Here is a 24,444-nt window from a genome sequence, read left to right as displayed (position 1 = left end):
CGCGGGGAACGCTGACGTTCCCCGCCGGCCTGCGCGATCAGCCCTTGAGCGCGGTCACCACCACCTCGATCAGCGCGCTGCCGCCGAGATCGGCGACGCCGACGGTGGCGCGGGTCGGCAGATTGTCGCCGAAGAACTCGGTCCAGACCGCGTCCATCTCTTTCTTTTTGGAAAGGTCCGTGACGAAGATCGAGGTGCTCACGACGCGCTCGACTTGTCGGTGCCCGCTTCCTTCAGATAGGCGGCGATCTTGCCGAGGATGTTACGGGTCTGCTCGCCCATCGAGAGCGAGGTGTCGTCGGCGATGGTGCCGCCAAGGAAGACGAAGCCGTTGGCCTCGACGGCGCGGTGCATAATCGGCGTGCGGATGCTGCGGGTAATGCTCATGATGTCCTCTTGTTGCTAGAGCGTGGGGGAATAGAAACGGTCGATGCCGAGATCGCCGATGCGGGTCTGGGTGCCGCCATTGACAATCAGCTCCGCCATCACGGCGCCGGCGCCGGGGCCGAGCTGGAAGCCGTGCAGCGAAAATCCGAACTGGTGATAGAGGCCCTTGTGGCGGCTGCTCGGTCCGAACACTGGGATGTCGTCCTTCATCTTCGCCTCGATGCCGGCCCAGGCCCGGACGATCGTCGCGTCGCGCATCACCGGAAACAACTCGAACACGGTGCGGGCGCTGGTCGCAAGGCTCTTCCAGTCCAGCACCGTCTCGTTGCGATCCTGATAGGGCGTGGCTAGATGGCCGCCGCCGATCAGCACGGTGCCGTTCTTGAATTGCTTGAAGGAGAGCTTTCGGCCGCGCAGGATCACGACGGGATCGATGAAGTGAGGCACGCGTGAGGTGATCATCAGCATCGGCGCCACAGTCTCGACCGGAACGGGCTCACCGAGCGTGGCTGCGATGGTCCCGGCCCAGGCGCCGGCGGCATTGACCAGCACCGGCGCGGCAAAGCTCTCGGCGCCGACATCGACATGCCAGAGGCCCTCGCTCTGCCGGATGTTGCTGGCGGCGACGCCCTCGCGCACTATCGCGCCGAGCTGCTCCGCCTTGCGCCGGAACGCCGTCGTGGTCTGCGCCGGATTGGCGGCGCCGTCGCGGCGCGAGACCACGCCGCCGGGACAGGTCTCGGCCACCGCCGGCACGAGGCGGCGCAATTCAGTCGCGTCGATCAGCTCCTCGTGGGTGAAACCGAGCGTGTTCAGTTCGGCGACGCGCGCGCGGCACACCGCGAGCTCTTCCTCGTTCTCGGCGACCAGCACCTGGCCGTAGTTTTCAAAACTGCAATCGTCGTCGACGAGGTCCGAAATCTTCTCCCAGATTCCCATCGAGCGGATCGAGAGGGGGATTTCCGGGATGTGCCGCGCGAGCTGGCGCACACCGCCGGCATTGACGCCGGAGGCGTGGCGGCCCGCATAGTCCTTCTCGATCAGCACCGGCTTCAGGCCGGCGAGGCACAGATGCAGCGCGGTCGAGCATCCGTGGATGCCGCCGCCGACGACGATCGCATCCACGTTTTTGGTCATCCGCGCACCACCGCCTTGATGTCGTCTTCGCTCTTCGGAACCGCGGCAAGCTCGGCGAGCGTGATCGGCTTGACCGGCGCGCGCAGCCGGTAATAGCCGATCTCCTGCGGGGTTTTGGCCCGCGCCTGCGCCATCAGCTCGGTGACGGTGAGGCCGCAGAGCCGGCCCTGGCACGGACCCATGCCCGTGCGGCGATAGGCCTTGAGTTGATTGGGCCCGGTCGCGCCGATCGCGACGGCATCGAGAATGTCCTTCGCGGTCACCTCCTCGCAGCGACAGACGATGGTGTCGCCTGCGGGAATGCGAAACTGCGGCGCTGGGCGGAACAGCGTGTCGAGGAAGCTGCGACCACGCTCGGCCTTGGCGAGATCGGAACGGAGCGCCGCCATCGCGGGAAGCTTCGCGGCAGCCGCAGGCGCCAATGCTTCCACCGCTGCCCGCGCCGCGATGCGGCCGCGTACCACGGCTGCACTCGCACCGCCGATGCCGGCACCGTCGCCGGCGACCGCAATGCCGGCGACCGACGAATTTCCGCTCGCGTCGAGCACCGGCGACCAGCACAATTGCAGATCGTCCCAGCGATGATCGACGCCGGCCGCCATCGCCAGATTGACATTGGGCACGACGCCCTGATGCAGCAGCAGCAGATCCGCCGGAATGGTCTCGCGCTTGCCACCAGCCACATAGCTCACGCCCGCGAGCTGGCCGTCGCCGGATGCCACAAGCTCGGTGACGCCGGAGACGACCTGAACCTTCGCCTTCACTTCGCGCATCATCGACACGCCCTTGCGGAAATAGGGCGAGGCCAGGAAGGCGAAAGCGTGAGGCAGAGCGGCGAAGTAGTTGCCACGCTCGGTGGTGTCGAGAATGCGATCGATGCGGCCGCCGAGCCGCAAAATCTGCGCGGCGAGCAGCCAGAGCAGAGGCCCTTGCCCCGCGATCACCGTGCGACCATCGGGCACCAGGGCCGATGATTTCAGCATGGTCTGCGCCGCGCCCGCGGTCATCACACCCGGCAGCGTCCAGCCGGGAATCGGAAACGGCCGCTCCAGCGCACCGGTCGCAAGGATTACGCGCTTCGCCTTGACAAAGGCGGAGGCGCCGCCGATCGAGACGGCGATCTCCAGGTTGCGGTCGAGGCTCCAGACCGTGGCACGATGGATGACTTCGGCGTTGCTCGCGCGCAACGCTTGCACGAGATCGGCACCCACCCAATAGTCCGCGCCGAGCTGATTGCGCTCGGTCACCGGCGTCGAGGCGATGGCTCGAAACACCTGGCCGCCGGGACCGATGTTCTCGTCGAGCAGCAGGGTCGACAGACCGGCTTCGGCGGAGGTCGCAGCGGCCGCGAGGCCCGCAGGCCCGGCGCCGATCACCACGACATCATAGTCTTCGCGCTTGGGAGCCACAGTCATTTTCCGATCTCCCGCTTGCCCTTCTGGATCTCGACCTGCATGCCCTCGGCGACGGGCACGAGGCAACCCTGGCGGTTGCCGACGCCGTCGATGGTGACGAGGCAATCGAAGCACACGCCCATCATGCAGTAGGGAAGACGCAGTGCACCGCTGACCGCGGTCGACCGGCGCACGTCGCAGCTCGAGGCCAGCAGCGCCGCCGAGACGGTGTCGCCCTGCCGCGCCGCGACGGCAATGCCGTCGACGAAGATCTGCACCGGCGGCCGTTTGTCCTGTTCGGATCGTTTGAACATCTTGGCTCCTTCAATATCTCTAGTAGCCGCTGTTGTTCGCAGCGCCGGCGGCACGAAAACGGCTGGCCGAGAACGCGCCGACCAGCTCCGGCTCGAGCGAACCTTGAGCGACCATCCGCGCGATCTCGAAAGCGTGGTTGGAGGCGAGCGTCACGCCGGAATGGCAGCAGGCGACGAAAGCGCCGGGATGGGTCTCCGACTGGTCGTAAATCGGAAAGCCGTCCTCCGGCATGACGCGGATGCCGGCCCAACTCCTGACCACGTTGAGCCGCGACAGATGCGGAAACATCCGTTGGGCGCGATCGGTCATCACGGCGCTGATCGAGTGCTTCAGCGCGCGATCGTCGAGCTCGTCTTCCTTGCTGTCGCCAATCATCACCGTGCCCTCGTCGGTCTGGCGGATCGTGGTCAGGGGATGCGGCAGGAACGGCATGGTCCGCTCGGTCACCACGATCTGGCCGCGGGTCGGGCCCATCGGGGCGTAGAGACCGACCATCGGCGCGAGCGTCTGGTTGGCGTTGCCGGCGGCCAGCACGATCTTGGCGGCGCGAAGCTCGCCCTTCGGCGTGGCCAACTTGAATTCACCACCGCTTTTGCTGATAGCCGAAACCCGGCGCTCCGGAAAATAGTCAATGCCGAACGCCTTGAAGCCGGTGTGGAACGCTCGGAACGTTCGCAGCGAATTGACGTGGCCGTCGAGCGGGCAATAGCTGCCGCCGGACACCTCGGGGCCGATCAGCGGCAGCGACTTCTTCACGTCGGATGCGGAGAGCATCTCCATCTTGTAGTCGGCCGCACCAGTCTGGTTGTGCATGCGCTTGACCAGTTCGGCGCGCTGGCCGAACTCGTCTTCGCCGAGCGTCAGATGGAAGCCGCCATTTTGCTGAAGCGAAACATCGAGACCGGTCTGCTGCTTCAACTCCGAAGCAAGCCTTCCCCATGCTTGTGACGCCTGCACAGTCCACACCGTATACGCCTGGCATGCCCAAGCCCTTGCTCTGAACCCAGACCAGGGCAAAGTTGGCGCGCGAGGCGCGCTTGGCGATGTCGCCCTCGTCAAGCACGGCGACGCTCTTGCCGAGCCTGCCGAGGCCCCAGGCAATGGCGGAGCCGAGCAATCCGCCGCCGACAACGGCGACGTCGTAATCCCCTGACATGAGTTCTCCTATCGTCCCGTATCGCCCTTGCCGGCGAGCACACGGTCGAGCCCGTAGAAGCGGTCGAGCAGAATGAGGGCGGTCATGGTGATCGCGATCACACAGGCCGAGACCGACGTCACCAGCGGATCGATGTTGTCCTGGATGTAGAGGAACATGCGCACCGGCAATGTCTCAGTGCCGGGTGCCGCGAGAAAGACGGTCATGGTGAGATCGTCGAAGGACTGGATGAAGGCGAGCGCCCAGCCGCTGATGACACCGGGCAGGATCAGCGGCAAGGTGACTCGGCGGAACAGCGTCCAGCCGCCGGCGCCGAGCGAGACCGCGGCCATCTCGACCGAGAGATCCATGCCGGTTGCGGCCGCAAGCGTCAGCCGCAGCGCGAACGGAAACACGATGATGACATGCGCAATGATCAGCGCCGCGAAGCTGCCGCCGAGGCCGGCCGAGGTGAAGAAGCGCAGGAAGGCGATGCCGAGCACGACATGCGGGATCATCAGCGGCGACAGAAACAGCGCGGCCAGCGCATCGCGGCCGCGGAAGCGATAGCGCGCGATCGCCAGCGCCGCCGGCACCGCGAACAACAGCGCCACAAAAGAGGACAGCGCGCCGAGGCCAAGACTGATCCAGAAGGCGTGAATGAATTCGGGATAGTTGGCGATCGCCCTGAACCAGCGCAGCGAAAACCCGTTGGTCGGCAGCGACAGGAAGCCTTCGGGCGTGAACGCGACGAGGCAGACCACGAGGATCGGCGCCACCATGACGATGACGAAGATGGTGTGGAAGATCAGCGCGAGCGGGCCGTTCCGGCTCATCGGAACACCTCCGCGTAACGGCGCTCGATCAGCGCGTTGCTGCCAACGACGATCAAGACCAGCGCGGCGAGCAGCAACGTGGCGACCGCCGCGCCCAGCGGCCAGTTCAGCGTGTTGAGGAACTCGTCATAGGCGAGCGTCGCCGCGACCTTGAGCCGGCGTCCCCCGATGATCGCGGGCGTCGCAAACGCGCTAGCTGAGAGCGAGAACACAATGATTGCGCCCGACAGCACGCCCGGCATGATCTGCGGCATGATGATGCGGCGGATGATGGTTACAGGGCCGGCGCCGAGCGACAGCGCGGCATTCTCGATTTGCGGATCGAGCCGCTGCAGCGCGGCCCACACCGAGAGCACCATGAACGGCATCATCACATGCGCGAGCGCAACCACCATGCCGGTTTCGGTGAACATGAAGGGAATGGGTGCGCGGATCAACCCGGCCGACATCAGCAGCTTGTTGACGAGGCCGTTGTTACCGCCGAACAGCAGCGCCCAGCCGAGCGTTCGCGCCACCACGGAAATCAACAGCGGCCCGAGGATCACGAGGAGGAAGACACTCTTCCAGCGTCCGCTCATGCGGTTGAGGATGTAGGCTTCGGGCGCGCCGAGCACGGCGGTGAGCAGCGTGGTCAGGATCGCGATGCGAAACGTCCGCCAGAACATCTCGGCGTAATAGGGGTCGGTTACGATCTCGTGCCAGTTCTTGAGGATGAAGACCGGCTCAATGCCCTTGTACTGACCCCAGTCGTGGAACGACAGCATCACGGTCATTGCCAGCGGGATCAGCAACACGCCGACGAACAGCATCAGGGCTGGCGCGGTCAGCGCCCAGGGCGCGCGTGCGTTCCGCTCCTCAGCAGCCACGCTCATGCGGAGGCTCCTCCGCGCACACCCATATCCTCCGGACGCCAGACGAGACGAACGGCCTCACCCTCGACCGGCTGCCTCTCGCCGTCATTCTGGCGGATCACGGTCGCCGGGCCGCATTCGCTGTCGCACTGGAATCAGCCAGTGATTGCCCTGGAAGATGCGGGTAACGATCTTCGCGCCGAGTCCCGTATCGCCAAAGCCAATCCGCTCAGGGCGGATGCTGACGGTCACGGGACCGCTGAGCCCGGCAGGCGCGGGCGCGCTCCACGAGCCGGCGATCAATCGCGCAGGCGCACTCGTCCGATCAATCGTCGCGGCAAAGTCGTTGGTCTTGCCTAAAAACTGCGAGACGAAGGCCGAGGCCGGCTTCTCATAGGTCTCCTGCGGCGTGCCGATCTGCTCGATGCGGCCCTGGCTCATCACCACGATGCGGTCGGACAGCGACATCGCCTCGTTCTGGTCGTGGGTGACCAGGATCGTGGTGGTGCCGATGGTGCGCTGGATCTGGCGCAGCTCGATCTGCATCTCCTCGCGCAGCTTGGCGTCGAGATTGGACAGCGGCTCGTCGAGCAGCAGCACGCTCGGCTTGATCACCAGCGCGCGCGCCAGCGCCACGCGCTGCTGCTGGCCGCCGGACATGCGGCGCGGATGGCGGTCCTCGTAGCCGGCGAGACCGACCATCGCGAGCGCGGCGCGGACGCGCTCGGCCCGCTCTGAGCGCGCCACCTTACGCATCTCGAGGCCGAAGGCGACATTCTCCGCCGCGGTCATGTGCGGAAACAGCGCGTAGCTCTGGAACACGATGCCGAGCCCGCGTTTGGCCGGATGGATCGCGATCAGGTCCTTGCCCTCCAGCCGGATCGCGCCGCGGGTGGGATCGAGGAAGCCGGCGATCATTTGCAGGGTCGTTGTCTTGCCGCAGCCGGAGGGGCCGAGGAAGGAGATGAACTCCCCCTTCCCCACCGCGAGACTGAAGTCGTCGACGACAGTCTGCGCTCCGAATTGCTTGGCGATCCCTTCGAGTTCGAGATAGGCCATGGCACTGTCTCCGGTATGACCGATCAGCGCTCGACTTCGCGATTCCAGCGCTTGGTCCACTCCTCGCGCTTGTCGTTGATGACCGTCCAGTCCGGATTGTAGAGCTTTGCCGCGCGCTCGCCGATCGGCGCCATCTTGCCGAGCTCCGGCGGGACCACCAGCGATTTCAGCACCGGGCCGTAGCCGTAGTCCTTCAGCAACACGAGCTGGATTTTTGGGTCGAGCAGCTTCTTGATGAAGCTCGAGGCGAGCGGCGAGACGTTCGGCTTGGTGATTGGACATGCCGTCGTCAGCAGCGTCGCCGCGCCCTCCTTCGGGTAGATGAAGTCGACGGGGAAGCCGGTATTGGCAAAGCTCTGCACGCGTCCCGTGCCCCATACCGCGATCACGGCCTGACCGGACTGAAACAGCTCGGTCATCTTGCCCGGCGACGGCTCATAGGCCAGCACGTTCGGATTGATCTGCTCCTTGAAGATCTTGAAGCCGGAATCGACATTGGACTCGCCGCCGCCGTTCATCTTCGACAGCATCACCAGCGCTTCGAGGCCATAGGTGTTGTTGATCGGCGGGATCACGAGCTGTTTTGCGTATTTCGTGTCCTTCAAATCGTTCCAGGAAGTCGGCGGCGCCCAGCCCTTCTCCGCAAACACCTTGGTGTTGTACATCAGGCCGGTGGCGACGATGCCGATCGCGACAGCGCGATCGTCCTTGAAGCGGGCGGTGTCGTAGAGATCGGCCGGCAGGCCATCAAGCTTGCCGCAGAAGCCGAGCTGGATCGCCTGGTACATCGGGCCGTCGTCGACGATGGCGACGTCGATCTGCTGGTTGCCCTTCTGCGCCTGAAGCTTTGCCAGCGTGTCGGTGGAGTTGCCAGCGACGTATTCGACCTTGACGCCGTTCTCCTTCTCGAACGTCGGGATCACCTCGTCACGGATGGTTTTCTCGAACGAGCCGCCATAGCCGGCGACATAGAGCGTCTTTTGCTGGGCCGAGGCGACCGAGGGGGCGGCCATGAGAGCCGCGATGCCGACCGCTGTCAGAAGGCGAAAAGTCTTCATGTGGTCCGATCTCCATACCGAGGTGAGGTGACGTGCCGACGAGTCTCATGAGCCGAAGCGCCTTCCGCATTCCCTTCCGCGCCAACCCGACACCAATCAGGGCTCCGGCCCCTGCTCGACAGGTTTCGACGCGATCCGGAGGTTTGAACCCCTCCAATCTGCCGAAAAAGCGGGCTCTCTCCAGCTCTGATGAAAAAGATCGCAAACCTAGCCTTCCATCGTCCAATGAATAATGGCAACCCTTGCATGCCGAAATGTTATGAATGGAATTCGGGATGGCGCGGATCAATTCGCGGCAGGTGGAGGCCTTCCGGGCGACGATGCTGACGGGCAGCGTGACAGAGGCGGCGGCGCTGATGACCGTGACGCAGCCGGCGGTCAGCCGGTTGCTGCGCGACCTTCAGGCGCTGCTGAAGATGGAGCTGTTCGAGCGGCGCGGCACCGGGCTCGTGCCGACCGCCGCAGCGATGGCGCTTTATACCGAGGTCGAGCGCTCCTTCGTCGGCCTCGAACGCATCACGGCGGCAGCCGAGGAAATCCGTGGCCGCCGCACCGGCTCGCTGCGGATCGCCGCACTTCCAGCGCTGTCGAATGGCTATCTGCCGCGGCTTGCCGGACATTTTCTGAAGGAGCGGCCGAACCTCAACCTCGCCTTCTTCGGTGTGATCTCGCCGATCGTGGTCGACTGGGTGCTGAACAATCAATGCGACATCGGCTTTGCCGAGGTGCCGATCGCGCATTCCGGCCTGCCGAGCCAGCGGCTACCGTCACTGGCGCGTGTCGCGGTGCTGCCGACCGGACACCGGCTTGCAGAAAAGGAAGTGCTGGAGCCGGGCGATTTCGAGGGCGAGACGTTCATCTCGCTATCGGCGGGGTCGTCGAGCCGGCACCTCGTCGATCAGGTCTTCCACCGCAGCGACGTCCGCCGCGTGCTCAGGGTCGAGACCACACTGTCGGAAATCATGTGCGGCATGGTGTCGTCGGGCCTCGGGGTCGCGATCTGCGATCCCTTCACCGCGCAGGAATTTTCAACCCGCGGCGTCATCGCGCGCCGCTTCCTGCCGCGCATCGACTTCGAGTTCTCAGCCGTTTTCCCCGCACAGCGCAGCCCGTCGCCGGTGGCACTGGATCTCGTCGAGACCATGCGCAAGTCGCTCGCCGAATTCGAGGACGAAGCGACGCTCAGCCGTTGAATGCGGCTTGCGCCTCAGGTCCCAGATCTTGCCGATCGCAGCGGTGCCGGCGGCCATGATCGCCGCCTCGTCGGCGCCGAGATAACGGCCGGCATCGATCAGCATGCGGCCGTCGACCATGACCTGATCGATATTGGCGCGGTTGGCGAGCGCGATCAGCGCGCGGCGCGGATCGAACAGCGGCTGAAGATCCGGATGGATCAGATCGGCGACGGTGAGATCGGCGGTCGCCCCCGGCTCGATGCGGCCGAGGTCAGGCCGCTTGATGACGTCAGCGGCGACCGCCGTGTTCGCCTCGATCAGTTCGGGCGAGTTCGCGACGGCGCGCGCTGAGGTGATCTTGGAGATCAGCGAAGCTGCATTGAGTTCGCCGAGCGGTTTCTGGTGCGCAAGTCCAACCCCTCATCCTGAGGAGCGCGCCCGTTGCGCGCGTCTCGAAGGATAGAGGCCGAGGTGCAGCAGCAGGGCCTGCGTGGTTCGAGACGCCGCTTCACGGCTCCTCACCATGAGGGTTGAAATCTCAGAACGGATCGGTCCCTAACCCCGGCACATCCGCCGGCCTCGGCCCCGGCGCCGGCCAGTGAAACCGCCGGTCCTTCTCCGCAATCGCGATGTCGTTGATCGAGGCCTCGCGCCGCCTCATCAACCCGTGCTCGTCGAACTCCCACTGTTCGTTGCCGTAGGAGCGATACCATTGGCCGCTCGCGTCGTGCCATTCGTACTGGAAGCGCACCGCGATACGGTTGCCGTCGAAGCCCCAGAGGTCCTTAATCAGGCGGTACTCCTGCTCCTTCTCCCATTTGCGGGTGAGGAATGCGACGATGGCCTCGCGGCCCTGAAACAATTCCGAACGATTGCGCCAGCGACTGTCCTCGGTATAGGCGAGCGAGACGCGCACCGGGTCGCGCGAATTCCAGGCGTCCTCGGCCATGCGGGCCTTCTGCGCGGCGGTCTCACGGGTGAAGGGCGGAAGCGGCGGGCGCGACATGATGGCCTCATCGGTTGACGGGAGCGCAATCTACGCCTGCATGCCGCGGAGTCGAGAGGCCGTCCGCTATCGCACGATCACGAAATCAGATCAGCCTTCATCATGGCGCGGATCGACTTCGGGATCGGCTGGGCGCGGCCGCCGCTGATGAAGGCGACGCGCACCTCGGCTTTCACCAGCACGTCCTCCCCGCGCCGCACCTCCTGCGCCAGCATGATCGAGGCGCCCTTCACCGCGACCGGCCAGGTCACGACGTCGAGCACGTCGTCCATCCGGGCGGGCTTGAGGAAATCCAGATGCATCGATCGCACCACGAAGGCGAAGCTCGCCTCTTCCGTCTCGGCTTGCTCGAACAGCGCCTGCTGCTCGGCACCCATCAGCCGCAGATGATTGGTCCGCCCGCGCTCCATGAAGCGCAAATAATTGGCGTGATAGACGATGCCGGAAAAATCCGTGTCCTCGTAATAGACCCGGACCTGCATATGATGGCGGCCGTCGCGGATCTCGCCGTCGAGATGAGCTGTCACGTCGCGAGCCTCTTGTTTCAGATAGAGGCCCGTTTTGCGCAAAAACGGCCGGACACGCAAGCGCGGCTAGGACACAACCGCGCCCGTCCGCCCCAGCGTCACCTCGACGATCTCAGGCGGCACGCCGACGCGGAGCGGCAGGATGCTGCAACCGAGGCCGCCGGAGATGATGACGTCGCATTTCAGCCGGACATGACCATAGGCGAGCCGTAGGCCATGCTGCGGCGGAACGGCCGGCGACCAGCCGAGCAGACGGACCTGGCCGCCATGGGTGTGGCCGGACAGTTGCAACGCGACGCGGGCGGGCACGCGCAGCGCGACGTTAGGCTCATGCGCGAGCAGGATGATCGGCGCGTCGTCGGTGACCTTGGCAAGCGTCGCGGCGAGATCGTCGGCGCCGAAGTGTCCCGTGCTCCGGAAGCGTCGCGCCGGCAGAAAAGCGAGTTGATCGCCCAGCCCCGCGAGCCAGAACGCGCGGCCGTCCTTGGTGATCCGCACGGCGTCGTTCTCGTAGACGGGAATGCCGGCCGCCTCCAACGCGCGATGCGCGACCGTCGGCCCCTGCCCGGCCTGCTGCACGGTCCTGTCGGCCCAATAGTCATGATTGCCCATGACGGCATGGACGCCGAGCGGCGCCCTGAGGCCGGCCAGTACCTTGGCCCATTCGCTCGCCGGAATGATGCGCGTGACCTGGTGCAGACCGGCGACATAGTCGCCGAGCAGCACGATAATATCCGCGTTCAGGGCGTTGGTGCGATCGACGATGGCCTCGATCCGCTCCAGCGACATCCAGGGATCGCAGGCATGGATGTCGGCGATCACGGCGATCTTCAGCGGAAAATCCGCAGGCCATTGCCGCGGGGTTGGATGATAGCGGGTGACGCTAAGTCGCACCACCGGTTCGACGGCAAAGCCATAGGCAGCGGTCGAGAGGCCGAGGGCGGACAGACCACCGATGGAACGGATGAGGTGACGACGCGTGATCATGGAAGACCGATCGTGATGCAGCTTCTTGATGCGATCCGATTGGAGCGAAAATGGGGTGCGTTTGTGCAGACCCTCTGCACGAGATTACCGGAAATTCATGATGGCCCGAGCACTCAGCACTTGCGCAGGTCAGTCGTCGCTTTCGTCGGTGCCGAACAGGCCGAACTGTGCCGCCGCATCGCGCGAGGGCTCGCTGATGCCGAGATGGCGGAAGGCGTGCGAAGTGAGCAGGCGGCCGCGCGGGGTGCGCTGCAGATAGCCGCACTGGATCAGATAGGGCTCGATGATGTCTTCGATCGCATCGCGCGGCTCGGACAGAGCGGCTGCCATCGTCTCCACGCCGACCGGGCCGCCGCCATAGTTCTGCGCGATGGTCGTGAGGTAGCGGCGGTCCATGGCGTCGAGGCCCGCGGCGTCGACCTCGAGCGCGCTCAGCGCGTGGTCGGCAATCTTGCGATCGATCCTGTCGGCATCGACCGCCGAGGCGAAATCGCGTACGCGGCGCAACAGCCGGCCGGCGATGCGCGGCGTGCCGCGGGCGCGGCGCGCGATCTCGTTGGCGCCATCCGCGCTCATGCCGACATTGAGCACGCGCGCACCACGGGTGACGATGCTCTCGAGCTCTTCGATCGTGTAGAAATTCAACCGGATCGGAATGCCGAAGCGGTCGCGCAAGGGATTGGTTAGAAGGCCGGCACGCGTGGTGGCGCCGACAAGGGTGAATTTCGACAGTTCGATCTTCACCGAGCGTGCCGCCGGGCCTTCGCCGATAATGAGGTCGAGCTGAAAGTCCTCCATCGCGGGATAGAGCACTTCTTCCACCGCCGGGCTCAGGCGATGAATCTCGTCGATGAACAGCACATCGCGCTCTTCGAGATTAGTGAGGAGTGCTGCGAGATCGCCGGCCTTGGCGATCACCGGGCCCGACGTCGCGCGAAAGCCGACGCCGAGCTCCTTGGCCACGATCTGCGCCAGCGTGGTCTTGCCGAGGCCGGGCGGGCCGACGAACAGCACATGATCCAGCGCCTCGCCGCGCTTGCGTGCCGCCTCGATGAAGATCGAGAGGTTCTTGCGCGCCTGCTGCTGGCCGACGAAGTCAGACAGCGATTGCGGGCGCAGCGCGGTATCGCCGACATCATCGCTGCGGCGCTCGGGCGTGACCATGCGGTTGGCCTTCGGGTCGCTCACTTCGACAGCTCCTTCAGGCCTAGCCGGATGAGCTGCGCGGTCTCGGCGCTCTCGCCGGCGCTGCGCGATGCCGATGCAATGGCCGCAGCCGCCTGCGGCTGGCCGTAGCCGAGATTGACCAGCGCGGAGATCGCATCCGCGACGGGCCGCGGCGCGCGCTGGTCGTCAACGGCACCGGCAAGATGCACCACGGCCGGGTCAATAGTTGCGAAGGCCGGCGCCTTGTCCTTCAGTTCGGTGACGATGCGCTCGGCAACCTTGGGGCCGACGCCGGGCGTGCGCACCACCGCGGCCTTGTCGCGCAACGCGATCGCGTTGGCGAGGTCGGAAGGCTGCAGCGTGCCGAGCACGGCAAGCGCGACCTTGGCGCCGACGCCCTGCACGGTCTGGAGCAGGCGAAACCATTCGCGCTCGTGGTCGCTGCGGAAGCCGAACAGTTTGATCTGGTCCTCGCGGACATAGGTCTCGATCGAGAGCACGGCGGCCTCGCCCGGCGACGGCAGATGCTGCAGCGTGCGCGACGAGCAATGCACTTGATAACCGACACCGCCGACATCGAGAATGACGAAATCCTCGCCGTAGGAATCGATCAGGCCCTTGAGCTTGCCGATCATAACCCCACCACCTTCAGCCTGAGCGCCGTGCTCGTGCGATGAATGGGCGTGGGTGATGGCGATGGCGAGCGCGTCGGCGGCGTCCGCGGACGGCGGATCGGACTTGGGCAGCAAGATCTTGAGCATCATCGCGATCTGGTGCTTGTCGGCATGGCCGGCGCCGACCACCGTCTTTTTCACCTGGTTCGGCGCGTATTCGGCAACGCTGATGCCGAATATTGCGGGCGCCAGCATGGCGACGCCGCGGGCCTGACCAAGCTTCAATGTCGCAGCGCCGTCCTTGTTGATGAAAGTCTGTTCGACTGCCGCTTCCATCGGCTTGTGAACGGACAAGATCGCGGCGAGCCCTTCATGGATCGCGAGCAGCCGGCTTGCGAGCGGCAAATCGTCCGGCGGTTCCACCGAGCCGCAGGCGACGTAGATCAGGCGGTTGCCCTCGGCCTCGATCACGCCCCAGCCGGTGCGGCGCAGGCCGGGGTCGATGCCGATGATGCGAACGGGGACGCGAATCGGGAGCGCAGTCATGGGCCATTGATAGCGGCTGGCTGCCGTGGGGGAAACAGAAACAGAACGGAAGTAACAGGGGAAGTGGGCCCTACCCGCCCATCTTCGCCAGCAGCGCGTCCGACACCTCGAAATTGGCGTAGACGTGCTGGACGTCGTCATGCTCGTTGAGCAAATCCATCAGCTTGATCAGCTTCTCGCCGGTCTCGTCGTCCACCGCGATCGTGTTCTGCGGCTTCCAGATCAGCGCCGCCTTGCGCGGCTCGCCGAACTTGGCTTCGAGCGCCTTGGCGACGTCGCGATAGCCTTCGGTCGAGGCGTAAATCTCGTGGCCGCCTTCGCTCGATATCACGTCGTCGGCGCCGGCTTCGATCGCGGCATCCAGCACCGCATCGTCGGAGGCGACGCTGCGGTCGTATTCGATGATGCCGGTGCGGTCGAACATGAAGGACACCGAGCCGGTTTCGCCGAGATTGCCGCCGGACTTGGTGAAGAAGGAGCGGATGTCGGAAGCGGCACGGTTGCGGTTGTCGGTCAGCGCCTCCACGACGACGGCGACGCCGCCGGGGCCGTAACCCTCGTAGCGGATCTCGTCATAATGCTCGCCGTCATTGCCGAGCGCCTTCTTGACGGCGCGCTCGATATTGTCCTTCGGCATGTTCTCCTGGCGCGCCGCGATGATGGCCGCACGCAGGCGCGGGTTCATGTTGGGGTCTGGCGTCCCCAGCTTGGCCGCGACGGTGATTTCCCGCGCCAGCTTGCCGAATAATTTCGACTTCTGGGCATCCTGCCGCCCCTTGCGGTGCATGATGTTCTTGAATTGGGAATGTCCGGCCATGCGTGATCTTCTCTAGGGAATCGTGCGCCAAGATGAGCGTGGGAAGCGCGGCCTTATAGGCCGCCACCCCACTGGAATGAAAGAGGCTCTACGACTTTAAGGTAATAGCGTAGTGGCCCCTGCCTAGATGTCAGGCATCGTTAACCCTGATTTCATTCCAGCCTGCGAAAATCGCGTCCGACCGTTCCCCGACAAGAGAGACCTGATGGTGTTCGGACTATTTCGGAAGCGTCTGCCGGACATGGCTGCGCCTGCGGCAACCCCGCAGGCTGCGCAGCCGGTCAATTCCGAGCCCGCTCCGGCCGTCGAGGGCGATTCCGCCAAGGAAATCCTGGAACTGCTGGAACTCGAGCTGGGAGCGATGATTCGCCAGCTTGAGCGCGCCGCCAATTCGGTGGCCGACGGCGCCGGGGCGACCGCCACGACGCTTGCCGCCATCCGCGACCGCACCGACGCGCTGACCGGCCGGACCAATGCCGCGCAATCGAACGCCTCGACCTTCGCCCATGCCGCCGACAAGTTCACCCAGTCTGCGCACGGAATCGGCGCACAGGTTCGCGAAGCCGGCAAGCTCGCCGACGAGGCCAGCGCCGCGGCTCAGGAAGCCCGCGCCAATGTCGATCGCTTGCGCGAGTCCTCGGCCGCCATCGGCAACGTCGTCAATCTGATCGCACAGATCGCGCGGCAGACGACGCTGCTCGCCCTCAACTCGACCATCGAGGCTGCGCGTGCGGGTGATGCGGGAAAAGGCTTTGCGGTCGTCGCCACCGAGGTCAAGGCTCTCGCGGTACAGACCCAGGGCGCGACGGAGGAGATCACCAGGAAGATCGACGCGCTCCAACGCGATGCCGCCGGCTCCGCGGACGCGGTGCACCGCATCTCGCAGGCGATCGAGGCTATCCGCCCGGTATTCGAGACGGTCAACGGCGCGGTCGCCGAACAGAACGCCACCACCAGCGAAGTCTCCGGCAACGCGACAAGTGCGTCAGAGTTCATCGTCTCGGTCGGCGAAAGCGCGGCCGAGATCGATGCTGCGACCAAGGCGGCCGAGACCCACGGCGAGAACGTCGCCAGCGCCGGCAAGGCCGTGACCGCCTTCGCACAGAAACTGAAATCGCGTTGCGCCGTGCTGCTCCGCCAGAGCGAGCATGACGACCGCCGCAAGACCGAGCGGCTGCCCTGCCATCTCAAGCTCGAAACCGCTCGCGGGGTGCTGCCGGTCTACGAGATATCGATGGACGGCGTGCTGATCGGCGGCGCGGACGCGGGCCGCCTTGCACCGCAAGCAATGATCGAAGGTACTCTCGAGGACGTCGGGGCCTGCCGCCTGCGCGTGGTCGAGCAATCCAAGGCCGGCGCCCGCGCGCAATTCGTTGCTCCCAATGCCGCGCTCAACGAAAAGATCGAGGACAGGCTCTGGTCGATCCACGAAGAAAACACGGAGTTCGTCACCCGTGCCATGGCGGCGGGTAACGCGCTGACCGGAATCTTCGAGCAGGCGGTTGCACGCGGCGATGTCGGCATCAACGACCTCTTCGACACCGATTATGCCGAAATCGCCGGGACCGATCCGCAGCAATACCGCACCAGATATCTGGACTGGGCCGACCGCGCGTTGCCGCCGTTCCAGGAAGCGTTTCTGGCGAAGGATCCGCGCCTGGCGTTCTGCGCCATGGTCGATCGCAACGGCTTCCTGCCGGTCCACAACAAAATCTATTCGCATCTGCAGCGACCGGGCGATGTCGCCTGGAACACCGCCAACGGCCGCAACCGGCGGATGTTCAACGATCCGGCGGGGTTGGCCGCCGCGCACAACCTGCGCTCGTATCTGGTCCAGAGCTATGCGCGCGACATGGGCAACGGAAATACGGTGATGATGCGCGAGATCGACGTCCCGATCCGCGTGCAGGGCCGGCACTGGGGCGGATTCAGGACGGCCTACAAGCTCTAGTGCGCGCTCAGGCAAGACATCAAAGCGCGAATCACCTCTTAAGATCGAAACTGGAATGGGAATGCCGCGGAGAGCCGGCGAACGGCTCTGACTGGAGGACTCTCAAGACATGTCCGTCGTACAATTTGCAGTACTGGACACCGGCTGCAACCGAACGCTTGCCGAACGGCTGATCGATCAGCTCGCCGACCGCATCGGCGGCCTCGGCGTGGAACTCGCCGACATTGCCGGCAACGTCCAGGAAGTCGCACACCGCGTCGCGAACCAGTCGGAACGATTCCATCACCTCCAGGAAACCGCCGAGACGATGGTGTCGGCCAACCACGACATCGCCAATGCGTCACAGGCGGTGCAAACGACCACGTCAGCGGCGGTCGGCGAGATCGCGCAGTCGCGCAATGCCGTCGACACTGCGGTCAACCACATTTCCGAGCTCGTCGCAGCCGTCGAACGCATCGAGGCGCGGCTCAGCGCGGTCGGCTCAGCGCTGGCACAAGTCGCAAAAGTGTCCGGCTCGATCGAGGCGATCGCGAAGCAGACCAATCTGCTTGCGCTCAACGCCACCATCGAGGCGGCACGCGCCGGCAATGCCGGCCGCGGCTTCGCGGTGGTCGCAAGCGAGGTGAAGAACCTCGCGGAAGCCACCCGCCAGGCCACGCACCAGATCTCCGAGACCGTGCGTGATCTCGACGGCCAGATCGAAGGCCTGATCGGGGAGAGCAGCGACGCCTCGCAGCGCGCAAAGACTGCCGGCGAAGGCGCCCAGCAGATCTCCGGCATCATCTCGCGGGTCCAGCAGGGCTTCGCCTCCGTGGAAGCGGAAATCGGCAGCGTCACGCGCGCGGCGACCTCCAATCTCGGACACTGCGACACCGTCATCAGCGAGCTCAACGAGCTTGCCAAGGGCGTTGACCTGTCCTCGCGCGATCTCAAGAACGCGGATCAGCGCGTGACCAAACTGCTCGACACGTCCGAAGGCCTGATCGCAATGATCGCCGACAGCGGCGTCGAGACATCGGATGCGCCGCTGATCCGCGTCGTCGTCGAGACCGCAAAGCGGATCTCGGATGAGTTCGAAGCCGCAATCGACCGCGGCGAGATGACGCTCGATCGGTTCATGGACGAGAACTACCGGGAAATCTCCGGCAGCGATCCCAAGCAGTACAATACCAGCTATGTCGAGTTCACCGACCGCCTGCTGCCCGCGATCCAGGATCCGATCCAGAAATCCGATTCCCGGATCGTGTTCTGCGTCGCATGGGCCAAGGGCGGCTATCTGCCGACGCACAACCCGAACTATCGCCTGCCCCAGGGCAAGGACCCGGTCTGGAATAACGCCAATTGCCGCAACCGCCGCCTGTTCACCGATCGCGCGGTGCAGAAGGTCGCGGCCAACACCAAGCCGTTCCTGCTCCAGACCTATCGCCGCGACATGGGCGGCGGGCAGTTCGTGCTGATGAAGGATCTGTCCTCACCGATCATGATCCGCGGCAAGCACTGGGGCGCCTTCCGGATGGGCTTTCGGCAGGGCTGACGGTCGTCGCGACGCGCCTGCCGCGACGGCGCTCTGGCGTCCCTGAATCGAAAACCTCGAAAACAACCCCATGCACAGTAGCCGGGGCAAGCAGAATCAATGGCTTAAGCCCCTGATGAATCCGTCGATCTAGCAGTCTGCTGAAAAACCCCCTCGCCAGGGAGGGGACTTGATGATTCACTTTATCATCTCGAATCGGCGGAGACGATCATGCGCGGCAGGTTTACGGATCAGGGCGGCCTGTTTTCGTACATCGCGCCGGATAAACGTGTGCCAGCGAACCATCCGCTGCGGAAGGTCCGGGAACTTGTCCGGGATGTTTTGAATGATTTGAACCGCAGCCTTGGAAAGCTATACGCCAGCGAGGGACGTCCTTCGATCCCTCCGGAGCAATTGCTGAGCGCCTTGCTGCTGCAGGTGTTCTACGGCATCCGCTCGGAACGCCAGCTGATGGAGCAGCTGGACTACAATCTTTTGTATCGCTGGTTCGTGGGACTGTCGCCGGACGATCCGGTCTGGGACCCGACCACCTTTACCAAGAACCGGGAGCGGCTGCAGAACGGCGATGTGTTCACGAAGTTCATGACCAGGCTTCTGAACCATTCTCAGGTCAAGCCGCTATTGTCGGACGAGCATTTTTCGGTGGACGGAACGCTGATCGAAGCCTGGGCTTCGCAGAAGAGTTTTCGCCCCAAGGACGGCAGCGGCGACGATGATGACGGCGCCAACTTCCATGGCCAGAAACGCAAGAACGACACCCATGCGAGCACCAGTGACCCGGACAGCAGGCTTTATCGCAAGGCGGCCGGACGGGAGGCCAAGCTTTGCTATATGGGCCACGCCACCATGGAGAACCGGCATGGGCTGGCGGTGGCCGGCAGGGTCACGCATGCCAATGGCACCGCCGAACGCCGGGCTGCGGAGGTCATGCTGAAGGCGAGACGCAAAGCCGCAGGTCGCCGCATCACGGCTGGTGAGGACAAGGCATACGATACGGCCGATCATGTCGCCAACCTTCGCGCCATCGGCGTGACGCCGCATGTGACACAGAACCAGGCCATCACCAAAACCGGCAAGAACCGTAACAGCGCGATCGACGAACGAACCACGCGGCATCCGGGATACGGCATGTCGCAATCGCGCCGGGCGATGGTCGAGTGCATTTTCGGATGGGGCAAGCAGCATGGCACCATGCGCAAGACCAAACATCGGGGCATCGCTCGCGTCGCCGCCGACTTCCTGCTTAATCTGATCGCCTATAACCTGATCCGAATTCCCAAACTGCTCGCCGCATAGCCACCCCGCGCCGGGGCACACTCAATAACAAGCTCGAAATTACATCCAACTCTACCGCGCCGTTCCAAAACGACCGGCGGAAAAATGAAAATTCTCCATTTCAAGGTTTTTCAGCAGACTGCTAGGCGCCTCCGAAGCGGTTGCCTCGTCGGGCAAAACAGGCGCACGATGGCATCATCGCGCATGTTGGCTATCGCATCGTTGATCCGGCGGCTGGCCGTTGCGATCGATCGCGTCAGAACTGCACCGTGCTCGCCGTCGGTCGACTTCCACAATCGCACGACTTTCGTCATCGCATGATTTTGCGCATTTGCACGATCATCTGCGGCGATCGATGACGCACGCGACGAAAACGCGTCAGAAAATGACGCTTATCATATCAATTAGCCCAAAATCACTGCAGCGATCGCCGCACAAATTCGTGAACGTCATGGCCTGACGCGCTCGTTGCGCAAATATGCATTGCCGGAAATGTCGACGCTTCATCGTTTCGCATCGATATGATTATTGTCGCGCGCAAATTCGCTGACTAGATCGCCGTAAGCGATCGAGCGAGCAAGGGGATGCATATGGCAACTGTTCTCACCATCAACGGCGAAACGAAATCGTTCGACGCGCCACCTGAAATGCCGCTGCTGTGGGTACTGCGCGACGTCCTCGGAATGACCGGCACCAAGTTCGGCTGCGGCATCGCGCAGTGCGGCGCCTGCACCGTGCACGTCGACGGCAAGGCAGTGCGCTCCTGCGTATTGTCGGTCAGCGCGGTCGCGAACCGCGCCATCACCACGATCGAGCATGTCGGAAGCACGCCAGCGGGCGCAAAGGTGCAGAAGGCCTGGCTCGATGCCGAAGTGATCCAGTGCGGTTACTGCCAGTCCGGCCAGATCATGGCGGCCGCGGCGCTGCTGGCGGCAACGCCAAACCCCGACGACTCCGACATCGACGCCGCGATGGCCGGCAATATCTGTCGCTGCGGCACCTATGTGCGCATCCGCGAGGCCATCAAGCAGGCCGCCTCCGGCCGGCAGTCGTGAGGTCCGCCATGATGATAGACAAGACACTTCCCGCCGTTTCCCGCCGCTCGCTGCTAACTGGCGGTCTCGCCACCGGTTTCCTGCTCGCCTTCCATCTGCCGCTGCGCGCCGCCGTCAACGAGCCGGTGCAGCCGGTTGACACGACCGACGGCAAGTTCGCACCGAACGCCTTCATCCGCATCGACGAGACCGGCCGCACGATCCTGATCATGCCGCAGGTCGAGATGGGCCAGGGCACCTACACCTCGATCTCGGCGGTGCTCGCCGAAGAGCTCGACGCCGACTGGAGCAAGGTCGAGGTCCAGCACGCGCCGCCGAACGACAAGCTCTACGGCAATCCGGCTTTCGGCCTGCAGGCGACCGGCAACTCCAACTCGATCCGTGCCTGGTGGACGCCGCTGCGCAAGGCCGGCGCCACCGCGCGCGCGATGCTGGTGCAGGCCGCAGCCAGCCAATGGGGTGTCGAGCCCGCAAGCTGCTCGGCCGCGAAGGGCGAGGTCGCGCATGCCGCGAGCGGCCGCAAGCTCGGCTATGGCGCGGTGGCGCTCGCCGCGCAGGGCCAGACGCCGCCGAAGGATGTCGCGGTCAAGGACCCCAAGGACTTCGTTATCATCGGCCAGCCCCTGAAGCGGCTCGACACGCCTGACAAGGTCAACGGCAAGGCCGTCTACGGCATTGACGCGATCCTGCCCGGCATGAAGTTCGCAACCGTCGCTGCCTGCCCCGTGTTCGGCGGCAAGGTCGGCAAGGTCGACGACAGCGCCGCGGTCAAACTCCCCGGCGTGCGCAAGGTCGTCGTGCTCGACGACATGGTCGCCGTGATCGGCGATCATATGTGGGCGGCGAAGAAGGGCCTCGAAGCGCTCCAGATCGAGTGGAACGAGGGCCCGAACGCCAAAATCACCACCAAGGACATCTGGGAGGATCTGCGCAAGGCCAGCGAGAAGGACGGTGCGGTCGCGAAGTCCGACGGCGATATCGTCAAAGCGCTCGCGAGCGGCGACAAGTTCGAGGCGGCCTACGAGTTGCCGTTCCTGGCGCACGCCTCGATGGAGCCGATCAACGCTACCGTCCACGTCAAGCCAGACTCTTGCGAGATATGGACCGGCACGCAGATCATGACGCGCGTGCAGTCCGAAGCGGCGAAGGCCGCGGGCCTTCCCATCGACAAGGTGATCGTCAACAATCATCTGCTCGGCGGCGGCTTCGGCCGCAAGCTCGAGCCGGACATGGTGATCGCGGCGGTCAAGATCGCCAAGCAGGTCGACTATCCCGTGAAGGTGGTGTGGACCCGCGAGGAGGACATCCAGCACGACGTCTACCGCCCGGTCTATCGCGACCAGATCACCGCGTCGCTGGTCGACGGCAAGGTCGCGGCCTGGAAGTACAAGGTCGCGGGCTCCTCGGTAATGGCACGCTGGTTTCCGCCGGCGTTCCAGAAGGGGGTCGACATAGACGCCATCGACGCGGCGATCGATACGCCGTACGACTTCGCCAACTTCCATGTTGAATATGTCCGCGCCGAACCGCTGTCGGTGCCGACTGGTTTCTGGCGCGGCGTCGGCCCGAACAACAACGTGTTCGCGGTCGAATGCGCGATGGACGAGCTCGCGCGCAAGGCCGGCAAGGATCCGATTGAATTCCGAAGGTCCATGCTGACCAAGAACCCGCGCATGCTTGCGGTACTCAACCACGTCGCTGAAAAATCGGGCTGGGGGCAACCACTGCCACCACGCGTCGGCCGCGGCGTTTGCGTGCAGCCGTCGTTCGCAAGCTTCATTGCGACCGTGGTGGAAGCGGAGATCGACGATATCGGCGAAATCACGCTACGCCGCATCATTTCGGTGGTCGACACCGGCATCGCGGTCAATCCCGACACGGTGAAAGCGCAGATCGAGGGCGGCCTGGTGTTCGGCCTTACCGCCGCGCTTTATGGCGAGATCACCATCGACCAAGGCCGCGTGCAGCAGTCGAACTTCCACGACTACCGCATGATGCGCATCAACGAGACACCGAAGATCGAGGTCATCGTGGTCAAGAGCGGCGAGGCGCCCGGGGGCATCGGTGAGGCCGGCGTCAATGCCGGCCCGCCGGCGCTGCGCAACGCCATTTATGCGGCAACCGGCATCGCGCTGCGGCGCCTGCCGATCGACCGGAAACTGCTGGCTGCGGGGAAAAAGGCATGAGCGGCAAGATGCGTATCCTCACGAGCCTGGTCGTGATCTCCATTGTCGTGGTGGCGCTCGGCGTCTGGATCATCCGCGGGCCCGGCCCGCTCGACTTCGCCGGCGGCCCCAAGGTGGCGCTGGCGGACTACCGTGCCGGCAAGCCGACCGGCGTGCCGGCGAGGCTGGAGAAGGCCAGCCTGGTCGAGCGCGGCGAATATCTCGCGAAGGCGGCCGACTGCATGGTCTGCCACTCCAAGCCCGGCGAGAAGGACTATTCCGGCGGGCTCGGCTTCAAGCTGCCGTTCGGCACCCTCTATTCCACCAACATCACGCCGGACAAGGACACCGGCATCGGCAATTACAGCGACCAGGATTTTCTCAACGCGGTCCAGCGCGGCAAGCGCCATGACGGCGCCCGGCTCTATCCGGCGATGCCGTACACGTCCTACACCACCATGACCGACGAGGACGTGCTGGCGGTGAAGGCGTATCTGTTCAGCCTGCCGGCGGTGCGCGCGAAGCCGCAGGAGAACACGCTTTCGTTCCCGTTCAACCAGCGCTGGGCCATGATCTTCTGGTCAGCCGTGTTCAATCCGGACACGCGCTTTGCGCCCGACACCTCCAAGAGCCCGGAGTGGAACAGGGGTGCGTATCTCGCGGAGGCGCTCGCGCATTGCGGTGAGTGCCACACCCCGCGCAATCTCGGCTTCGCGCGCTGGACAACCGCAAGAAGTTTGCAGGCGCGATCACGGCCGGTTGGCGCGCCTTCAACATCTCCTCGGACAAGGCCACCGGCCTCGGCAATTGGCGTGATGAGGATTTGATCTCCTATCTTTCCGTAGGCCATGCGCCGGGTCACGGCTCGGCGTCGGGGCCGATGGGTGAAGCGGTCGACCACAGCTTTAGCCAGTTCGCCCCCGAAGACATCCACGCCGTTGTTGCTTACTTGCGTAGCGTGCCGCCGGTGCCCTCGCCCGACCTGCCCGCAACCACGGCGCCCGTCGCGCCCGCCTCGCACAAGGACGGTGTCACGGCGGACGCGCGCGGCAAGCAAATGTTCGCCAGCGCCTGCGCCAGTTGCCACGGCTGGAGCGGCGAGAGCCCGGTCTCGCCGATGGCAACGCTGACCGGCACCTGGGCCGTCAACGATCCCGCCGCCACCAACGTCGCGCAGATCGTGCTGTCAGGCACCAAGCGCCACACCCCGGACGGGGCGCTGTCGATGCCCGCGTTCGGCAACGCGTATAGCGACGACGAGATCGCGGCGGTGGCGAATTACGTTACGGCACGGTTCGGCACGAAGGGCTCGAAGCTGACGGCGAAGGATGTGGCGGAGTTGAGGGAGCAGACGGCGGAGTAGGTATCGCGGCGAGGACTGCAGCACTTCCCCCCTTGTGGTAGAAGGTGGCGCGAAGCGCCGGATGAGGGGTTGTCTCCGCGAATTTCAATG

The 24,444-nt window shown here is 64.7% G+C and carries 18 protein-coding genes and 6 pseudogenes; 7 read left to right on the top strand and 17 right to left on the bottom strand.

The window, feature by feature from the left end; genetic code table 11:
• Positions 1-37: 37 nt before the first annotated feature.
• The 9 genes and pseudogenes from ACVWYI_RS07260 to ACVWYI_RS07220 all read right to left on the bottom strand — a co-directional run bounded on the left by ACVWYI_RS07260 (position 38) and on the right by ACVWYI_RS07220 (position 8,172).
• A pseudogene (locus ACVWYI_RS07260) lies at positions 38-387 on the bottom strand (RidA family protein).
• A 15-nt stretch (positions 388-402) separates the two neighbouring features.
• Complete coding sequence (locus tag ACVWYI_RS07255; protein ID WP_247342918.1) at positions 403-1,524, bottom strand: NAD(P)/FAD-dependent oxidoreductase; 1,122 nt, start codon at positions 1,522-1,524, stop codon at positions 403-405.
• Positions 1,521-2,939, bottom strand: a complete 1,419-nt coding sequence (locus tag ACVWYI_RS07250) for an FAD/NAD(P)-dependent oxidoreductase (protein WP_456661602.1) — start codon at positions 2,937-2,939, stop codon at positions 1,521-1,523. Before ACVWYI_RS07250 ends, ACVWYI_RS07255 begins: the two co-directional genes overlap by 4 nt.
• Positions 2,936-3,232 (bottom strand): (2Fe-2S)-binding protein, encoded by a 297-nt coding sequence (locus tag ACVWYI_RS07245; RefSeq protein ID WP_456661601.1) that lies wholly within the window; start codon positions 3,230-3,232, stop codon positions 2,936-2,938. The genes ACVWYI_RS07250 and ACVWYI_RS07245 overlap by 4 nt, the downstream gene beginning before the upstream one ends.
• A gap of 19 nt (positions 3,233-3,251) precedes the next feature.
• Positions 3,252-4,389, bottom strand: a pseudogene (locus ACVWYI_RS07240) (NAD(P)/FAD-dependent oxidoreductase).
• 8 nt (positions 4,390-4,397) lie between these two features.
• On the bottom strand, positions 4,398-5,204 hold the full coding sequence (locus ACVWYI_RS07235) for an ABC transporter permease (RefSeq protein ID WP_456661600.1): 807 nt from the start codon (positions 5,202-5,204) through the stop codon (positions 4,398-4,400).
• On the bottom strand, positions 5,201-6,076 hold the full coding sequence (locus ACVWYI_RS07230; RefSeq protein ID WP_247447453.1) for an ABC transporter permease: 876 nt from the start codon (positions 6,074-6,076) through the stop codon (positions 5,201-5,203). Before ACVWYI_RS07230 ends, ACVWYI_RS07235 begins: the two co-directional genes overlap by 4 nt.
• A pseudogene (locus ACVWYI_RS07225) lies at positions 6,073-7,114 on the bottom strand (ABC transporter ATP-binding protein). Before ACVWYI_RS07225 ends, ACVWYI_RS07230 begins: the two are co-directional and overlap by 4 nt.
• Before the next feature lie 23 nt (positions 7,115-7,137).
• Complete coding sequence (locus ACVWYI_RS07220) at positions 7,138-8,172, bottom strand: ABC transporter substrate-binding protein (RefSeq protein WP_456648408.1); 1,035 nt, start codon at positions 8,170-8,172, stop codon at positions 7,138-7,140.
• Positions 8,173-8,447: 275 nt separating this feature from the next.
• Between ACVWYI_RS07220 and ACVWYI_RS07215 the strand changes: the two genes are divergently transcribed.
• Positions 8,448-9,365, top strand: coding sequence for a LysR substrate-binding domain-containing protein (locus ACVWYI_RS07215; protein ID WP_456661599.1), 918 nt, complete (start codon positions 8,448-8,450; stop codon positions 9,363-9,365).
• On the opposite strand, the pseudogene ACVWYI_RS07210 reads toward ACVWYI_RS07215, so the two are convergent.
• From ACVWYI_RS07210 to ACVWYI_RS07175, 8 genes and pseudogenes are all read right to left on the bottom strand, one after another.
• A pseudogene (locus ACVWYI_RS07210) lies at positions 9,355-9,740 on the bottom strand (amidohydrolase family protein); the annotation flags it as partial. The gene ACVWYI_RS07215 and the pseudogene ACVWYI_RS07210 overlap by 11 nt on opposite strands.
• Positions 9,741-9,885: 145 nt before the next feature.
• Positions 9,886-10,353 (bottom strand): nuclear transport factor 2 family protein, encoded by a 468-nt coding sequence (locus ACVWYI_RS07205; RefSeq protein WP_456661598.1) that lies wholly within the window; start codon positions 10,351-10,353, stop codon positions 9,886-9,888.
• Between the two features lie 77 nt (positions 10,354-10,430).
• A complete protein-coding gene (ybgC, locus tag ACVWYI_RS07200; RefSeq protein ID WP_456664492.1) occupies positions 10,431-10,835 on the bottom strand; it encodes a tol-pal system-associated acyl-CoA thioesterase in 405 nt (134 codons plus the stop codon).
• Positions 10,836-10,946: 111 nt separating this feature from the next.
• Entirely contained in the window at positions 10,947-11,867 is a 921-nt protein-coding gene (locus ACVWYI_RS07195) for a metallophosphoesterase (RefSeq protein WP_247341740.1), read from the bottom strand.
• 129 nt (positions 11,868-11,996) lie between these two features.
• Complete coding sequence (ruvB, locus tag ACVWYI_RS07190; RefSeq protein ID WP_456664491.1) at positions 11,997-13,031, bottom strand: Holliday junction branch migration DNA helicase RuvB; 1,035 nt, start codon at positions 13,029-13,031, stop codon at positions 11,997-11,999.
• 20 nt (positions 13,032-13,051) lie between these two features.
• Positions 13,052-13,669 (bottom strand): Holliday junction branch migration protein RuvA, encoded by a 618-nt coding sequence (gene ruvA, locus ACVWYI_RS07185; RefSeq protein ID WP_354102994.1) that lies wholly within the window; start codon positions 13,667-13,669, stop codon positions 13,052-13,054.
• Positions 13,666-14,194, bottom strand: a pseudogene (ruvC, locus tag ACVWYI_RS07180) (crossover junction endodeoxyribonuclease RuvC). Before ruvC ends, ruvA begins: the two are co-directional and overlap by 4 nt.
• Before the next feature lie 70 nt (positions 14,195-14,264).
• Entirely contained in the window at positions 14,265-15,011 is a 747-nt protein-coding gene (locus tag ACVWYI_RS07175) for a YebC/PmpR family DNA-binding transcriptional regulator (protein WP_247341753.1), read from the bottom strand.
• A 205-nt stretch (positions 15,012-15,216) separates the two neighbouring features.
• On the opposite strand from ACVWYI_RS07175, the gene ACVWYI_RS07170 reads away from it, so the two are divergent.
• From ACVWYI_RS07170 to ACVWYI_RS07145, 6 genes and pseudogenes are all read left to right on the top strand, one after another.
• The gene (locus ACVWYI_RS07170) at positions 15,217-16,962 is read left to right on the top strand and encodes a methyl-accepting chemotaxis protein (protein WP_456661597.1); all 1,746 of its coding nucleotides are present in this window, start codon (positions 15,217-15,219) and stop codon (positions 16,960-16,962) included.
• Positions 16,963-17,071: 109 nt separating this feature from the next.
• On the top strand, positions 17,072-18,496 hold the full coding sequence (locus ACVWYI_RS07165; RefSeq protein ID WP_456661596.1) for a methyl-accepting chemotaxis protein: 1,425 nt from the start codon (positions 17,072-17,074) through the stop codon (positions 18,494-18,496).
• A 210-nt stretch (positions 18,497-18,706) separates the two neighbouring features.
• A complete protein-coding gene (locus ACVWYI_RS07160; protein ID WP_456661595.1) occupies positions 18,707-19,792 on the top strand; it encodes an IS5 family transposase in 1,086 nt (361 codons plus the stop codon).
• A 569-nt stretch (positions 19,793-20,361) separates the two neighbouring features.
• Positions 20,362-20,826, top strand: a complete 465-nt coding sequence (locus ACVWYI_RS07155; protein WP_456661594.1) for a (2Fe-2S)-binding protein — start codon at positions 20,362-20,364, stop codon at positions 20,824-20,826.
• A gap of 8 nt (positions 20,827-20,834) precedes the next feature.
• Positions 20,835-23,012 carry a molybdopterin cofactor-binding domain-containing protein gene (locus ACVWYI_RS07150; protein ID WP_456661593.1) on the top strand — a complete coding sequence of 726 codons (2,178 nt, stop codon included), beginning with the start codon at positions 20,835-20,837 and terminating at the stop codon, positions 23,010-23,012.
• A pseudogene (locus ACVWYI_RS07145) lies at positions 23,009-24,354 on the top strand (c-type cytochrome). Before ACVWYI_RS07150 ends, ACVWYI_RS07145 begins: the two are co-directional and overlap by 4 nt.
• The last annotated feature ends 90 nt before the right edge of the window (positions 24,355-24,444 follow it).

Source organism: Bradyrhizobium sp. LB13.1 (assembly GCF_054056815.1).
This window is presented reverse-complemented; position numbering and strand designations above follow the sequence as displayed.

Coding starts and splice junctions, on each gene's coding strand:
- ACVWYI_RS07255 (WP_247342918.1), bottom strand. CDS start 1,524: ATGACCAAAAACGTGGATGCGATCGTCGTCGGCGGCGGCATCCACGGA.
- ACVWYI_RS07250 (WP_456661602.1), bottom strand. CDS start 2,939: ATGACTGTGGCTCCCAAGCGCGAAGACTATGATGTCGTGGTGATCGGC.
- ACVWYI_RS07245 (WP_456661601.1), bottom strand. CDS start 3,232: ATGTTCAAACGATCCGAACAGGACAAACGGCCGCCGGTGCAGATCTTC.
- ACVWYI_RS07235 (WP_456661600.1), bottom strand. CDS start 5,204: ATGAGCCGGAACGGCCCGCTCGCGCTGATCTTCCACACCATCTTCGTC.
- ACVWYI_RS07230 (WP_247447453.1), bottom strand. CDS start 6,076: ATGAGCGTGGCTGCTGAGGAGCGGAACGCACGCGCGCCCTGGGCGCTG.
- ACVWYI_RS07220 (WP_456648408.1), bottom strand. CDS start 8,172: ATGAAGACTTTTCGCCTTCTGACAGCGGTCGGCATCGCGGCTCTCATG.
- ACVWYI_RS07215 (WP_456661599.1), top strand. CDS start 8,448: ATGGCGCGGATCAATTCGCGGCAGGTGGAGGCCTTCCGGGCGACGATG.
- ACVWYI_RS07205 (WP_456661598.1), bottom strand. CDS start 10,353: ATGTCGCGCCCGCCGCTTCCGCCCTTCACCCGTGAGACCGCCGCGCAG.
- ybgC (WP_456664492.1), bottom strand. CDS start 10,835: ATGCAGGTCCGGGTCTATTACGAGGACACGGATTTTTCCGGCATCGTC.
- ACVWYI_RS07195 (WP_247341740.1), bottom strand. CDS start 11,867: ATGATCACGCGTCGTCACCTCATCCGTTCCATCGGTGGTCTGTCCGCC.
- ruvB (WP_456664491.1), bottom strand. CDS start 13,031: ATGGTCACGCCCGAGCGCCGCAGCGATGATGTCGGCGATACCGCGCTG.
- ruvA (WP_354102994.1), bottom strand. CDS start 13,669: ATGATCGGCAAGCTCAAGGGCCTGATCGATTCCTACGGCGAGGATTTC.
- ACVWYI_RS07175 (WP_247341753.1), bottom strand. CDS start 15,011: ATGGCCGGACATTCCCAATTCAAGAACATCATGCACCGCAAGGGGCGG.
- ACVWYI_RS07170 (WP_456661597.1), top strand. CDS start 15,217: ATGGTGTTCGGACTATTTCGGAAGCGTCTGCCGGACATGGCTGCGCCT.
- ACVWYI_RS07165 (WP_456661596.1), top strand. CDS start 17,072: ATGTCCGTCGTACAATTTGCAGTACTGGACACCGGCTGCAACCGAACG.
- ACVWYI_RS07160 (WP_456661595.1), top strand. CDS start 18,707: ATGCGCGGCAGGTTTACGGATCAGGGCGGCCTGTTTTCGTACATCGCG.
- ACVWYI_RS07155 (WP_456661594.1), top strand. CDS start 20,362: ATGGCAACTGTTCTCACCATCAACGGCGAAACGAAATCGTTCGACGCG.
- ACVWYI_RS07150 (WP_456661593.1), top strand. CDS start 20,835: ATGATGATAGACAAGACACTTCCCGCCGTTTCCCGCCGCTCGCTGCTA.